This is a genomic window from Mucilaginibacter sp. (genome assembly GCF_039207105.1).
GTDB lineage: Bacteria > Bacteroidota > Bacteroidia > Sphingobacteriales > Sphingobacteriaceae > Mucilaginibacter.
The window spans coordinates 1-13,556 of sequence record NZ_JBCECK010000137.1; the positions used below are offsets into that span (position 1 = coordinate 1).

A 13,556-nucleotide genomic window follows, 5' to 3' on the forward strand; every position below is an offset into this window, starting at 1 on the left:
ACCGTACCTAACAGACCGGTTAATGTACCGATAGATACCAAAGTAGCGATGATAGTTAAGTTTTGCTCTAACATTGGCATTTCCAAAGCTGTAGCTTCTTCAATATCTTTTTGGATAGCTAAAGTTTTTTGGTCAACGTCAAGATTTGGCTCTTCTTCCATTTCTTTGTATTTTTTTAACGCTGATTTAATAACGTTTGCTACTGAACCTTTTTGTTTGTCGCACTCTGCAGAAGCTGCAGCAATGTTACCTGCGTTTAATTGAGATTGGATTTTTCTAACAAATGCGTCAACGCTGCCAGTACCAGAAGCTTTTCCGATAACTACGAAACGCTCGATAGAGAAAACGATAACCATTAATAAAAACGCCATGATCACTGGTACAATTACACCACCGCTATGTACAGTTCCGAAAATGTCTGTAGGGTAAGCGTTAACGTCGCCGCCTTTGAAGTGGCTTGGGTCACCCAAAACGAATATAAAGATACAGGTAGTAACAATCAGACAGATTGGAATAGTTAAGGAAGCAAATATGCCAGATGCACTTGAGCTTTCTTTGTTAACAGGAGTAGTTGGTTTTGTTGGTGCGTTTGCCATTACTTTGAAATTTTAGTTTTAGTTTTTGTTTATATTATAAGTTAGTTAAATGTGCGTTTAATTAGCGAATAACAAAAATAGAATTTTAATGAAATAAAAAAATCATTTATGTTATTCTTTACAATTTTTTAATACCAAATTACATTTTGCGTCTAATTGGTCATGATTAACGTGCAACATTAACGCTGCAACGTCATATTATTGTGTGTTAGCACAACAATTATTTGCAATGAAAACCATTTTTTTTTATATTATCAAGCAATCCGAAATAAAAATTCTGTTATTAATTTGTTACACCGGTATTTTTTTTCATCGATTGCAATACCCGCAGGGCTATTAACAAGGGTTTAAATTTATTGTTTTAGTGTACTTTGTACGCTTAGGATAGCCTTAAAACAGTATAAATACGCCCTTAATTAGCCTCCGGCCTTTTTTGCTTTATAACCGTCTGTTTGCAGCAGTACCAAAATTTTATCCCTGAAATCGCCCTGTATCAATATTTCACCATCTTTTACCGAACCGCCAACACCGCATTTTGATTTCAGCTTTTTGCCTACCGTTTCCAGGTCGTCTGCCGTGCCTACAAAACCGGTAATACGGGTAACCAGCTTGCTGCCGCCTTTGCGGTCAAGGTAAATTTTTAAGTTTTGCTGCTGTGGCGGCAGCGTTTGGGCACTGTCCCCACCGGTTTCCTGGTATTGAAAATCAGGATCGGTTGAATAAACCACGCCTGTAAAATTCTTTTTTGCCATGATATTTTTATTTGTTTTTTGGTGCGGGGAGTGAGGTGCGGGGTGCGTGTTTTGAGTGCGGAGAGTGAAGTGTGGTTTTGGTGCGGGATTTAAGAACCTACTGTTCAACACACACCCACTCACCCCACTCACCGCTCTATATCAAAAGCACACCTCTCACTCCACACCCCGCTCCTATATTAAAAATGCACCGCGCTCCCGCTCCTGTTTATTTACTATACGTTGAGCCTACAATAACCTTTAACGAATTTGGTACTATATTAATATGTATATCCTTACCCATTACCTCGGGTTCACCGTCAAGGTGAATGGGGCCAACGGTTAGCCTGGTTACATTGATCTGTTTGCCGCGTAAAATCTCTACATAGCTGGTACCTTCTGATTGTTTGGTCAGCATTCGGATGCCCATTTCAGGAAAACGCCATAACGGGAACTTCCTGATCACGCATACATCAAGCAAACCATCCTGTACCGAGGCTTTGGGCGATATATGCGCGTTATTGCCATATTGCGATGAATTGGCAATACTTAACATAAAGGCCTTACGGTTGTAAACCTTGCCGTCAATTTCGATATGATAATCCTGCTCATTATAGGTGGCTATTTCCTGTAGCGATGATTTGATGTAGGATACAAAGCCGCGCTTTTTACCATGCGAAAAAACCTCGCTGATGTGCGCGTCAAACCCCATGCCTGCCATATTAAAAAAGGGCTTGCCATTAAGCTGGCCCGAATCTATACTTTCAACCCTACCGCTGCTCAGGGTTTGTATGGCCTGCTGCGCATGCATCGGCACACCTAAAAAGCGGGCCAGCCCATTACCCGATCCATACGGAACTATTCCGAGGGCTGTATTACTGCCCACAATGGCCGATGCTATTTCGTTCACCGTTCCATCTCCCCCAACAGCCACCACTATATCGTACTTACCTACTGCCTCTGACGCGATAATACGCGCGTGCGATACGCCATCACTAAAAACAATGGTTGCATCAAACACGCTTTTATCAAGGTTTTGATCAATAAGCTCAGGTACGCCGTCCTTTTTTTTGCCGCCCGATATAGGATTTATTATAAATAGCGCTTTACGTTTCAATTAATATGTATATTTCCGGCATCAAAAGTAAATGTATTTTCCGCTTTGTGAAATTTGTTTTACTTTTACCGCCTGAAAGTGGACTGATTTAATTGCCTTTACGAACCGGGCTGGATTGCAACCACGTAAAAAAGTGCTAAAACCGACGCTTATTTATACCCGGATCCGATTAACGCTCTCCCCCTTCAAAATTTTTTTAACTATTTCACTTATCTAAATTTATTTATGCCATATTTATTTACTTCCGAGTCCGTATCAGAAGGACATCCGGATAAAGTAGCAGACCAAATTTCAGACGCCCTTATTGACCATTTCCTGGCATTTGACTCAAACTCAAAAGTAGCATGTGAAACCCTGGTAACCACAGGGCAGGTTATTTTAGCCGGCGAAGTAAAATCAAAAGCTTATTTAGATGTACAAAAAATTGCCCGGGAGGTGATCAACAAAATTGGTTACACCAAAGGCGAGTACATGTTTGATGGCAGCTCATGCGGTGTGCTATCGGCTATTCATGAGCAATCGCCGGATATTAACCAGGGGGTTGACCGCCAGGCTAAAGAAGAGCAAGGCGCCGGCGACCAGGGTATGATGTTTGGTTATGCCACCAGCGAAACCGAAAACTACATGCCACTGGCATTGGATATTGCCCATGCGCTTTTACTTGAGCTGGCTGCCATCCGCCGCGAAAACAATGAAATTAAATACCTGCGCCCCGATGCAAAATCGCAGGTAACGCTGGAGTATAGCGATGACAACAAGCCGCAACGCATTGATGCCATTGTAATATCAACCCAGCATGATGATTTTGATGAAGAAAAAGCCATGCTTGCCAAAATAAGCGAGGATATTATCAGCATCCTTATTCCGCGTGTAAAAGCTAAATACCCGAAATACGCGCACTTCTTTAACGATCAGATTAAGTATCACATTAACCCTACCGGTAAATTTGTTATCGGCGGGCCACATGGCGATACCGGCTTAACAGGCCGTAAAATTATTGTGGATACCTACGGTGGCAAAGGTGCTCACGGCGGTGGCGCTTTCTCTGGTAAAGACCCATCAAAGGTTGACCGTTCTGCAGCTTACGCTACCCGCCACATTGCCAAAAACCTGGTTGCTGCCGGTGTTTGCGACGAGGTATTGGTACAGGTATCATACGCTATTGGCGTAGCACAGCCTATGGGTATATACGTAAACACCTATGGTACTGCTAAAGTTAACCTGCACGACGGCGAAATAGCTCAAAAAGTGGAACAGGTGTTTAACATGACCCCATACGCTATTGAAACCCGCTTTAAACTGCGCAACCCAATTTACAGCGAAACCGCTGCATACGGCCACTTTGGTAAACCAAGCCAAACAGTTACTAAAACCTTTATTGCCCATGATGGCAGCGAACTGAAACGTGAGGTTGAACTGTTTACCTGGGAAAAACTGGATTATGTTGACCAGGTAAAACAAGCCTTTGGTTTGTAATACGAGGATATATTAATGTATAGAAAAGCGATGGGCCGCGGCTCATCGCTTTTTTTGTTGATACATGTTTGTAAGACTTACGAAGTTTTAAAAACTTCGTAAGTCTGCTTATCACGACATTTTCTGTAGAGAATATATAATCGTATGTCCAGACAGCTTCTTAATAACTATTGTCATTGCTGTAAGGAACGAAGCAATCGCGAACTATTGCTTGAACCACAATTAAACAGGTTTATGAGATTAAAGGATTTTACTTTCATTTTTAACTAATCGTGTCAATCTCTTAATCTCCAAAATCGTGGTTCAGACCATATTCAAAAAAATGACAAACCGTAAAGAACATTTTACCATTTGTTACGTGTTGTATCGGGTTTGTTTATCAAACTTTGCATAAGCATTTAAAAAAACTACATATACCATGAGTACAAAAAAAATAGGCTGGATTGGTTTAGGCACTATGGGTGTGCCGATGTCGCAGCAACTGATCAAGGCAGGTTACCCGGTAACCGTTTATAACCGCAATAAAGAAAAAGAAGAATCGCTGAAAGCTTCGGGCGCAATGACCGCGGCTACTCCCCAAGAACTGATACAACAAACCGACGTTGTATTTATTATGGTATCAAACGATGAGGCCATCAATGATATATTTAACGGTGCCGAAGGTTTACTGAGCGCTAATGCCAGCGGAAAAGTTATTGTGAACATGAGCACCGTATCGCCGGGCATCAGCAAGCAAATGGCGGCGTTGGTGCGTGAACAGGGTAGCGATTACCTGGATGCCCCGGTATCGGGCAGTGTAAAACAGGCCCAGGATGGCATACTTGTAATTATGGTGGGCGGCGCACCGGCTACTTTTGAACAGGTAAAACCCGAGTTGGAAAAACTGGGCAAACTGGCCCTGCTGGTTGGCGATATTGGCTCAGGTAACAACGCCAAGCTGGCTATCAATACCTTGCTGGCTATCCACTCACAAGGCCTGGCCGAAACTGTATTGTTTGCTCAGCAAAACAATATTAAAACCGAGGATATGCTGACTATTATTAATAACGGCGCGCTGAGTAATATTTATGCAAAAATAAAAGGCGATGCTATTTTAAATGATAATTACCAGGCCGCGTTCGCGTTAAAACACATAGCCAAAGATCTGCGCCTGGCCAAAGCCGAAGGTTCAAACACGCCCCTTGCACAGGCAGCCTACCAAACCTTCCAGGAAGCCGAAGCTGCGCATGGCAATGAAGATATAATCGCTATAATTAAACAAGTGGCAGGTAAGTAAAGCAAAAATATATTCTCATCTCGAACGAGGTACGAGGAGAGATCTTGTACAAGCAGCATATCAATTTTACAAGATTTCTCGCTACCGCTCGAAATGACAACAAGGATGAAAACGCTTTTGCCCATCCCGCCAATTTTCAGTATCTTTATATCAATAAACAGCCCGGTTCTCTTTCCGCAGAGAAACCGGGCTGTTTTATTAAAAGGATAAAGAGTCCAGAATAGCTAATTAAAAATCAAGCAATTCACAATCAAAACTTTAACACTTTTTAAAGCTCAAAAAAGCACATCAAAACGAGTTAAAATCATCATTTTTTGACCATTTTGGGCCATTTTTCATTAAAAAGGGACCAATTTCAAGTCATTTTCGATGAAAAAAATGTTAAAATTTAATTTTAAAAAGTTACACCTTCCCAAAAACAACAATACCATTGTGGCCGCCAAAACCAAAGGTATTGCTCATGGTTAAATTTATTGGATGGTTGATACTTTCCTTCAAAACAATGTTCATGGTGTCGGGCACTGCCGGGTCAAGCAGGGTAGTATTGATGGTTGGCGGCACAACCTGATCACGCATAGCCAGCAAACAAATAATGGCCTCAATGGCTCCGGCCGCTCCAAGCAAATGCCCCGTCATCGATTTGGTGGCACTGATCATGATATTGTTCTTTTCGCCATGTGTAAGCCGCTGAACAGCATTCAGTTCAGACAGATCGCCAACATGGGTTGATGTAGCGTGCATGTTCAGATAGTCTATATCGGTGATGGATACGCCGGCCTCATCCAAAGCCAGCTGCATACCTTTAGCCGCGCCAATACCTTCGGGGTGGGTTGCCGTCATATGGTAGGCATCGGCAGTCATGGCGGCACCACGGACTTCGCCGTAAATATGGGCACCACGCTTTACAGCATGTTCGTACTCTTCCAGTACCAGCGCGCCAGCACCCTCGCCCATGATAAAACCATCGCGGTCAACATCAAACGGCCGGGAAGCTGCTTCAGGGTCATCATTACGGGCCGACATGGCCTTCATCGAGCTAAAGCCGCCAAAAGATGCCGGAGTAATAGGCGCCTCTGAACCACCGGTAACAATAATCTTGGCCTTACCCAGGCGTATATAATTAAAAGCATCCATAATAGCGGTATTGGATGTTGCACAGGCCGACACCGTGGTATAATTAATACCCATGTAGCCATTACGGATAGAGATCATACCTGATGCCATATTGGTGATCAGTTTAGGAACAAAGAAGGGGCTAAATCTCGGATGGCCATCGCCAAGGGTATAATCCCTTACCTGTTCTTCAAAGGTTTCCATGCCACCCTGTCCAGAGCCCCAGATCACGCCCACATCAAATGGGTCCATGCTGTTGAAGTCAAAACCTGAATCGGCTATCGCCTCGTCAGATGCCACAAGGGCATATTGGGTAAACGGGTCGGTACGTTTGATATCTGCCCGGTCTAAAAACTCTGCCGGATTAAAGCCCTTCAGTTCGCAGGCAAAGCGGGTTCTGAATAAAGTAGAATCAAAGTGGGTAATGGTTGCTGCTCCGCTTTTACCGGCAATTATATTTTGCCAAAAGCTTTTCACCGTATTACCAAGCGGGGTTAGCGCACCCAGGCCGGTTATTACTACTCTTTTTAACATAATTTATTACGATTGAGTAAATTTTGGCAAAAATACATTATAAATATACCACATGGTATATTTATAATGTAAAATAAATCAATACGGTAAATTTTATCTGGTTTCCGTTTTTACCATTTGTTAAGTGGATGCGGCCAATAGGCGCCGACCTTTGTGATATAAATAATTATATCATGAACACACAAATTAATAACAGTAAGTTACAAGGTAAAAGAGTAATCATCATGGGTGGCACATCGGGGATAGGCCTGGCTACAGCTCAGGCAGCAGCCGGCGAAGGCGCAAATGTGGTAATCGTATCAAGTAATCAACAACGGATAAATGATGCACTGGCTATTTTGCCTGATACCGCCACGGGCTATTCGGTTGACCTTAGTAATGAGCAAAATATCAAAAGCTTTTTTGACGGTATTGGCAATTTCGATCACCTGGTATATACTGCCGGCGAAAACCTGAGCCTGATATACCTTAACGAAATGGACCTTGAAAAAGCGCACGACTTTTTCAATCTGCGTTATTGGGGAGCCTTGGCATCACTAAAATACGGCGCACCGCACATTAATCAGGGTGGCTCTGTTTCGCTTATGAGTGGTACTGCCAATGTCCGTCCGGGAGCTGGTTGGCTACTTGGCGCAAGCATTTGCGGCGCTATGGATGGCCTTACCCGCGCTATGGCGGTTGAGTTAGCCCCAATAAGGGTAAACGCGGTTTCGGCAGGAGTAATTAAAACCAATCTGTGGAACAGTATACCTGAAGCCGACCGTGAAGGCATGTATAAATATTATGGCGACATTTTGTTGGTAAAACGTGTAGGCGAGGCTGAAGATGTGGCTCTGGCCTTTACCTATCTCATGAAACAACAATTCGGCACAGGCCAGGTCATCACGGTTGATGGTGGTACCGTGCTGGTTTAAGCATCTATTATTTAATACCCCTATATCATTAAAACTAAATTTATGTACGCAATAACAGGAATTACCGGCCACGTAGGGAGCGGGGCAGCCAATATATTATTGACTAACAATCTGCCAGTTAAAGCCGTACTCCGGAATGAGAGTAAAGCCCGACAATGGCTCACTAAAGGTGCAGAGATCGCCATTGCCGAACTACATGATGAACAAGCCCTGCAGGTCGCTTTTGAAGGTACTCATGGTGTTTTTATTATGACCCCGCCTTTGTTTGATTCACCAAATCCTATAGCAGATCATGACCTGATGCTGGCAGCTTTGACCCTTGCTATTGAAAAAGCGAAACCCGGCAAAGTAGTATATCTTTCGTCTATAGGAGCACATTTACCTGCGGGTACCGGTGCTATCAAAAAGCTTTATGATATGGAACAACTTTTTCAAAAGCTACGCATACCTACTGTTGGTATACGTGCAGCATGGTTCATGGAGAACTTTACAGGCGGCATTGCCCCGGCCAAAGCAAGCGGGCAGCTAAGCAGTTTCCTGAATCCTACGGACATGTCTATCCCGATGATCGCTACAAAGGATATAGGAAAACTGGCAGCCGAACTATTACAGCAAACCTGGACCGGCCACCGTATCATTGAGCTGGAAGGCCCCTGCCAATACTCCGCTAATGATGTGGCTGCCATCCTCAGCGGGCGGTTAAACCGAAACATTTCTGCAAAGGCAATTACTGCGGATGATTATGAGGCTGTTTACCAATCCTTCGGTTGCAGCACCAAAGCATCGTCCCTGATGGCCGAAATGAACAATGGATTTAACAGCAGGCATATCGTGTTTGAAAAAAACGGGCACGAACATATTACCGGCGAAACTTTATTGGAAGATGCTTTGAGTGCTTATATAAACAGCTGATCATAAAATCAATAACCATGCTATCGAGGCTTACTTTATAGCATGGTTTTATCCCAGATCTATTAACGTATATTTTTCCGTATCCTACTAAGCGATTGCGGGGTAATACCCAGATAACCAGCTATATCTTTTAAAGGAACCCGGAGGGCAATATCGGGATTCTGCATAATAAATAATTTGTATTGGTTTTCAGCATCTTCGCCCAGGTAACTATTTCTTACCCTTACTTTTTCTATGAGGTGCTGCTGGTTTATTTTTTCGATGATCTCCTTCATATAAGGAAGCCGCTCATATAAAGTAAGCAACTTACTTTTGCTTATCGCCAATACCTCGACATCACAGCATGCCTGTATGCCCGGTTCTGTAGGGCTTCCCTCTTCAAAACTTTGCAGTATGGTACACAGCTGGTTTTCTTTATGAAAAAAGTGGGTTACATCAATACCGGTTTCCTTATGAGTTACTATACGCAATACCCCTTTGCATACAAAAAACATTTCGGTACACACACGGTGCCCGTTAAACAGGAAATCGCCCTCTTTAAAAGTTTTATATTCAAAATGGTTTGCTATAATTTCAGCATCCTCTTCCGAAACATATCTTAAAAGCCGTAAAAAGTTAATCAAGGGATCAATCATCACAAATACAAAGAATTATGCAGGTTGTTATCAGCCCAATATATTAAAAGTTTTTATTTCCTTTTCCTGCCCGTTTATGATGATGGAAAGCTGATGCCTACCAGAATAAAATTTGCGGGTAGTTATTAATTTAAATGATTGTTTCCTGTTGATCCTGGTCTTTTCGCCTGGTTGATAAAAACGCTCACTTATCTTAAATACCTTTTTTGATAGCTGTCCGTTTGCCTTATTATAATAAACACCATACTCCAACCGTACGTTTTGTTTTTCGGTATCATCATTACTAACCGTGAACTCAAATTCCAGGTTATCCCCTATTTTAACATCAGGGGTTATAACTTTGAAACCTGTGAGACTAATGTTTTTACCTTCCAGACCGTAGTGATCTAATATTTCATGGTGTCCCTGCTTTAATAAGGTACGGCTTGCATGCTTAATAATAGCGTCAGTTTCTTTACTGACACCTTTCCAGCGGCGGGCTATATCCATCATGATGGCCGGATGATCTTTTGAAATATCATTCAGGTTATTGGCAACGCTTTTTCGCACCCATTCCGAAGGATCATTTTTCAGGTTCTCTAAAATAGCAAGTACCCGGGTTGGGTCTTTTTTAAGCGATGGTATGGCCAAGCCCCAGGGTAAGCGTGGGCGGCTGCCCTCGCTGGCAAAGCGCCTAACCTTGTGGTTTTCATGCAATGACCATGCTTTTAGCTGGGCGAGCATTTGATCGGTATATTTTAGTAAAAACGGCCGCACTGCAAACTCGCAGCTTACAAACTGGGTTATAAACTCCAATGCCTTTACCGAATGCTCATAATGATCAAGACCATAAACCTCAATGTAATCGGGTAAAAACATCATGGCCAGGCTATCTTCACCAAAACGTTCTGCACGCAGTTGATGGATCAATTTTTCGATCACACCAACAGCCGACGGAAAATCGGCAGGCATAAACTGATGCAATACAATAGAATTATGGCGCATTCGCTCTTTCAGGGCCTTATGTTCATACCCATCAGTAAAAATGAGCGAAAGAAACCCTTGTTTATCAAAACCCGGCAATACCCTGGTAAGTACATCGGTAAACCTATTATAAAAGCCAGCCGAATAAATATCTTTTAGTAAACTGCTCATCGGTTAATGGATCTCACTTTAGCTTGTTGCTGTACTGTTTCCGGATTATCCTTCAGGATAACGCTTTGCAGGCGCTCACGGTTATCATCGCCCCATTTGCCCATCAACATCACTACGGGCAGTAAGCTTTCGCCAAAGGGAGTCAGGCTGTATTCCACTTTAGGTGGTAGCTGCGGATAGATTTTTTTGGCAACCAACTCATGCTGTTCTAATTGGTTAAGCTGTACATTAAGCACCCTGCGGGTAGCTTCCGGAATTTCACGCTGCAATTCGCTGGGGCGTTGTATGCCCCTTGAAATGTAATATATTAAATGGATCTTCCACTTACCGTACAGCACTTCCCTGATCAGGTCAAGACCGCAATTCTGGTCGATAGGAATTTTTCTTTCGTACATAAACAAAGATAAAGCATTCTGCCTAAACAGTCCATACGGATAAATTTATCCCTATCTGAATAACGAATCCCTTATTGTACAATCTGTTACACTGATGGAACTTTGTCAATAATTCAAACTTTTAAAACGATGAAAAACAATATCGAAATAAACCAGTCAGAGTTTTTAGGGAAACGGGTTTTAGTTACAGGTGGTACTAAAGGTGCAGGTAAAGCTATTGCCGAACGGCTGGCAGCAGGAGGGGCAACAGTTGTTACAACAGCGCGAACAGCTTCGGAAGAACAACAGGAAAACATCCACTTTATAAAAGCCGATATCAGTACCCGTGCAGGTATCGACGAGGTAATTAACCAGGTACTGAGCCGCTTTAATGGTGTTGATATCCTGATCAATAATGCAGGGGGCTCTTCGGCACCTAACGGAGGTTTCGCGGCACTTGATGACCAGCACTGGGACGATGCCATTAATACAAACTTACTTGCCTCGGTTAGGTTAGACAGAGGTTTGCTGCCAGTGATGCTGACACAAGGTTCGGGCGTTATCATCCACATTTCGTCTATCCAGCGTTCTTTGCCGCTTTATGATTCAACCTTGCCCTATGCGGCTGCCAAGGCCGCGTTAACCAATTATAGCAAAAGCCTATCAAACGAGGTTTCACCCAAAGGTGTTAGGGTATTAACAGTTTCACCAGGATTTATCAAAACGGAAGCTGCTGAAACATTTATTAAAAACATAGCCAAAAGCAGCGGTAAAAGTTATAGGGAAGGGTTACAGAGTTTAATGGACTCGTTAGGAGGTATTCCGATGGGGCGTCCTGCTATGCCCCAAGAAGTGGCCGAACTGGTAGCTTTCCTGTCATCTGACCGGGCCAAATACCTAAGCGGGACTGAATTTGTAATCGACGGCGGGACTATACCTACGGTATGATTTTACTTATAAAACATTTTAACCCTATATCATGCTTATATATAGTTATAAGCACTAACTGTTAATAGTATATAATACTATTATTAAATTTCTTTAATTTCTAATAATTTAATGTTCTTTTTACACTAATTAGTTTCGTAGGTGCATCCGCTGAATTTAAAAACTATCTGGACTAATATTTGCTTCATTCATATCCGGATGAATTATAAGTAATTATTAAGTTATGAATATTATACTTGGAGCATCAGGGCAGGTTGGGAGCGCGATTGTGAGCAACCTGCTTCAAACACAACAACCGGTAAAAGGCATTGTACGAAATGAAGGAAAAGGCCTGCAACTCAAAAAACAGGGCGCACATATAGCCGTTGCCGACACTTTTAACCTTAGCGCATTAACAGAATCATTTAAAAATGGTTCAACACTTTTTGTAATAACACCCGAAACGGGCAAGGGTGATGATATATTGGGTGATGCTAAAAAGAGCCTGGCAAATATCAGGAAAGCCCTGGAAAGCTCGCCGGTGAAAAAAGTAGTTGGCTTATCGTCTATGGGTGCTCAGTATGATAAAGGCACCGGCAATTTACTCATGTCGTATTTTTTGGAGCATGCCTTTAAAGGTATGGATATTGAGCAAACATTTATCAGGCCCGCTTATTATTACAGCAACTGGATGTTGTATTTATCAGCAATTAAAGAAAAAGGCATCTTGCCTACTTTTTATCCTGTTGATCTGGCTATACCTATGATATCACCTATTGATGTTGCTGAATTTGCTACAGAAGTTATTGAAGATGAAAATAATGATGGCAACATTTACGAATTATTTGGCCCGAGAGCTTACACCTCGACCGATGTGGCTACAGCTTTTTCAAAAGCAATTGATAAGAAGGTGACAGCGCAACAGGTACCTCGTAGTCAGTGGGGCGAGACTTTAAAAAAGGCCGGATTTTCAGATGATGCCATTAAGAACTTTATAGAAATGACGGATTTGGTAATATCCGGACAGGTTCATGCTCAAGGCAAAGGCACCATCACAGAAAAAACTAAAACAAGCTTGCAAGATTACATAAACCAGGCAGTTAAGCACATTAATTAAAATAAAAATGAGCAATGATGCATTTACTAATGCGTTCATTGCTCATAACTACCGGATCAGTTAATCGCGATCTTTAATCGCAATATTTTTATTCGTAAAACTTTGGTGCTATGGCCATTAACTTCAATTCAGCCTTATGCTTAGTAAGCAATTTCATCCACCAAAACTGGAATTTTCGAGGATAAATTACCCGCTCAACAAAATCTGCTTTATGCAGATCTTCCATCGCCAGCAGTTTATACATTACCTTGCGCGAATGGTCAACAACCGCGTGCGAACGTTGTGTATAACCAAGTATCCTGTTTATTTCCCGGTTTGTTTTGCCTACTAAAATGTATTCAAATATCTGCACATGCAATGTTGAAAAACCTTTGGTTTTGAGTAATGGCCTACTTAACGATAATCTTTCCTGCTTAATCATAACCTTATTTAAATTCTTAAATTATACTAATTCCGGTTAGCTATCTGGCAGCCAACCATGTCACAAAAAGTGCGATAACGCTGATAATGACGTTAAAAAAACCTATGATAAATTTGTCCGACTGTTCAATATCGGCCCGGTAATTAGGTATCTTAAATGCGGCACTCAAATTCATAAGCCCATAAGCACCTATTCCAATTGCCAATAAAACTATAACAGCCACATAGGGGTTAAACTGGCTATGAATACTACTTATCATTTGAAACTTTATAATCTGTA

General features: G+C 42.2%; 15 protein-coding genes. 6 read left to right on the top strand and 9 right to left on the bottom strand.

Going from position 1 to position 13,556, the window contains the following annotated elements:
• From AAGC65_RS20430 to AAGC65_RS20440, 3 genes are all read right to left on the bottom strand, one after another.
• Positions 1–596, bottom strand: a 596-nt coding sequence (locus tag AAGC65_RS20430) for a MotA/TolQ/ExbB proton channel family protein (RefSeq protein ID WP_343114312.1), incomplete at its 3' end; no start/stop codon positions are given.
• A 416-nt stretch (positions 597–1,012) separates the two neighbouring features.
• Positions 1,013–1,348, bottom strand: a complete 336-nt coding sequence (locus AAGC65_RS20435; protein ID WP_343114313.1) for a translation initiation factor — start codon at positions 1,346–1,348, stop codon at positions 1,013–1,015.
• 208 nt (positions 1,349–1,556) lie between these two features.
• The gene (locus AAGC65_RS20440) at positions 1,557–2,444 is read right to left on the bottom strand and encodes a diacylglycerol kinase family protein (RefSeq protein ID WP_343114314.1); all 888 of its coding nucleotides are present in this window, start codon (positions 2,442–2,444) and stop codon (positions 1,557–1,559) included.
• Between the two features lie 225 nt (positions 2,445–2,669).
• Here AAGC65_RS20440 and metK point away from each other — a divergent pair, with 225 nt between their 5' ends.
• The gene (metK, locus tag AAGC65_RS20445; RefSeq protein WP_343114315.1) at positions 2,670–3,920 is read left to right on the top strand and encodes a methionine adenosyltransferase; all 1,251 of its coding nucleotides are present in this window, start codon (positions 2,670–2,672) and stop codon (positions 3,918–3,920) included.
• A 418-nt stretch (positions 3,921–4,338) separates the two neighbouring features.
• Positions 4,339–5,196 (top strand): NAD(P)-dependent oxidoreductase, encoded by an 858-nt coding sequence (locus tag AAGC65_RS20450; RefSeq protein ID WP_343114316.1) that lies wholly within the window; start codon positions 4,339–4,341, stop codon positions 5,194–5,196.
• 402 nt (positions 5,197–5,598) lie between these two features.
• Here AAGC65_RS20450 and fabF read toward each other — a convergent pair whose 3' ends face one another.
• Positions 5,599–6,843 carry a beta-ketoacyl-ACP synthase II gene (fabF, locus tag AAGC65_RS20455; protein ID WP_343114317.1) on the bottom strand — a complete coding sequence of 415 codons (1,245 nt, stop codon included), beginning with the start codon at positions 6,841–6,843 and terminating at the stop codon, positions 5,599–5,601.
• Between the two features lie 173 nt (positions 6,844–7,016).
• On the opposite strand from fabF, the gene AAGC65_RS20460 reads away from it, so the two are divergent.
• A complete protein-coding gene (locus AAGC65_RS20460; protein ID WP_343114318.1) occupies positions 7,017–7,757 on the top strand; it encodes an SDR family oxidoreductase in 741 nt (246 codons plus the stop codon).
• 42 nt (positions 7,758–7,799) lie between these two features.
• Complete coding sequence (locus AAGC65_RS20465) at positions 7,800–8,669, top strand: NmrA family NAD(P)-binding protein (RefSeq protein WP_343114319.1); 870 nt, start codon at positions 7,800–7,802, stop codon at positions 8,667–8,669.
• Between the two features lie 62 nt (positions 8,670–8,731).
• On the opposite strand, the gene AAGC65_RS20470 is transcribed toward AAGC65_RS20465, so the two are convergent.
• From AAGC65_RS20470 to AAGC65_RS20480, 3 genes are read right to left on the bottom strand one after another with little or no spacing between them, the layout of a single operon-like run.
• Positions 8,732–9,304 (bottom strand): cyclic nucleotide-binding domain-containing protein, encoded by a 573-nt coding sequence (locus AAGC65_RS20470; RefSeq protein WP_343114320.1) that lies wholly within the window; start codon positions 9,302–9,304, stop codon positions 8,732–8,734.
• A gap of 30 nt (positions 9,305–9,334) precedes the next feature.
• A complete protein-coding gene (locus AAGC65_RS20475; protein ID WP_343114321.1) occupies positions 9,335–10,438 on the bottom strand; it encodes a DNA alkylation repair protein in 1,104 nt (367 codons plus the stop codon).
• Positions 10,435–10,833: a helix-turn-helix domain-containing protein gene (locus AAGC65_RS20480; protein WP_343114322.1), complete on the bottom strand. Its 399-nt coding sequence runs from the start codon at positions 10,831–10,833 to the stop codon at positions 10,435–10,437. Before AAGC65_RS20480 ends, AAGC65_RS20475 begins: the two co-directional genes overlap by 4 nt.
• Positions 10,834–10,962: 129 nt before the next feature.
• On the opposite strand from AAGC65_RS20480, the gene AAGC65_RS20485 reads away from it, so the two are divergent.
• Positions 10,963–11,760, top strand: coding sequence for an SDR family oxidoreductase (locus tag AAGC65_RS20485; protein ID WP_343114323.1), 798 nt, complete (start codon positions 10,963–10,965; stop codon positions 11,758–11,760).
• A 223-nt stretch (positions 11,761–11,983) separates the two neighbouring features.
• Positions 11,984–12,856 carry an NmrA family NAD(P)-binding protein gene (locus tag AAGC65_RS20490; RefSeq protein WP_343114324.1) on the top strand — a complete coding sequence of 291 codons (873 nt, stop codon included), beginning with the start codon at positions 11,984–11,986 and terminating at the stop codon, positions 12,854–12,856.
• Positions 12,857–12,944: 88 nt separating this feature from the next.
• Here AAGC65_RS20490 and AAGC65_RS20495 read toward each other — a convergent pair whose 3' ends face one another.
• Entirely contained in the window at positions 12,945–13,277 is a 333-nt protein-coding gene (locus AAGC65_RS20495; protein WP_343114325.1) for a hypothetical protein, read from the bottom strand.
• Between the two features lie 40 nt (positions 13,278–13,317).
• Positions 13,318–13,556 (bottom strand): hypothetical protein (locus AAGC65_RS20500; RefSeq protein WP_343114326.1); only part of this gene is annotated, 239 nt, incomplete at its 5' end.

What these genes read in the sequence shown, in the direction of transcription:
- AAGC65_RS20435 (WP_343114313.1), bottom strand. Translation starts at nt 1,348, where the DNA reads ATGGCAAAAAAGAATTTTACAGGCGTGGTTTATTCAACCGATCCTGAT.
- metK (WP_343114315.1), top strand. Translation starts at nt 2,670, where the DNA reads ATGCCATATTTATTTACTTCCGAGTCCGTATCAGAAGGACATCCGGAT.
- AAGC65_RS20450 (WP_343114316.1), top strand. Translation starts at nt 4,339, where the DNA reads ATGAGTACAAAAAAAATAGGCTGGATTGGTTTAGGCACTATGGGTGTG.
- fabF (WP_343114317.1), bottom strand. Translation starts at nt 6,843, where the DNA reads ATGTTAAAAAGAGTAGTAATAACCGGCCTGGGTGCGCTAACCCCGCTT.
- AAGC65_RS20460 (WP_343114318.1), top strand. Translation starts at nt 7,017, where the DNA reads ATGAACACACAAATTAATAACAGTAAGTTACAAGGTAAAAGAGTAATC.
- AAGC65_RS20465 (WP_343114319.1), top strand. Translation starts at nt 7,800, where the DNA reads ATGTACGCAATAACAGGAATTACCGGCCACGTAGGGAGCGGGGCAGCC.
- AAGC65_RS20470 (WP_343114320.1), bottom strand. Translation starts at nt 9,304, where the DNA reads ATGATTGATCCCTTGATTAACTTTTTACGGCTTTTAAGATATGTTTCG.
- AAGC65_RS20475 (WP_343114321.1), bottom strand. Translation starts at nt 10,438, where the DNA reads ATGAGCAGTTTACTAAAAGATATTTATTCGGCTGGCTTTTATAATAGG.
- AAGC65_RS20480 (WP_343114322.1), bottom strand. Translation starts at nt 10,833, where the DNA reads ATGTACGAAAGAAAAATTCCTATCGACCAGAATTGCGGTCTTGACCTG.
- AAGC65_RS20485 (WP_343114323.1), top strand. Translation starts at nt 10,963, where the DNA reads ATGAAAAACAATATCGAAATAAACCAGTCAGAGTTTTTAGGGAAACGG.
- AAGC65_RS20490 (WP_343114324.1), top strand. Translation starts at nt 11,984, where the DNA reads ATGAATATTATACTTGGAGCATCAGGGCAGGTTGGGAGCGCGATTGTG.
- AAGC65_RS20495 (WP_343114325.1), bottom strand. Translation starts at nt 13,277, where the DNA reads ATGATTAAGCAGGAAAGATTATCGTTAAGTAGGCCATTACTCAAAACC.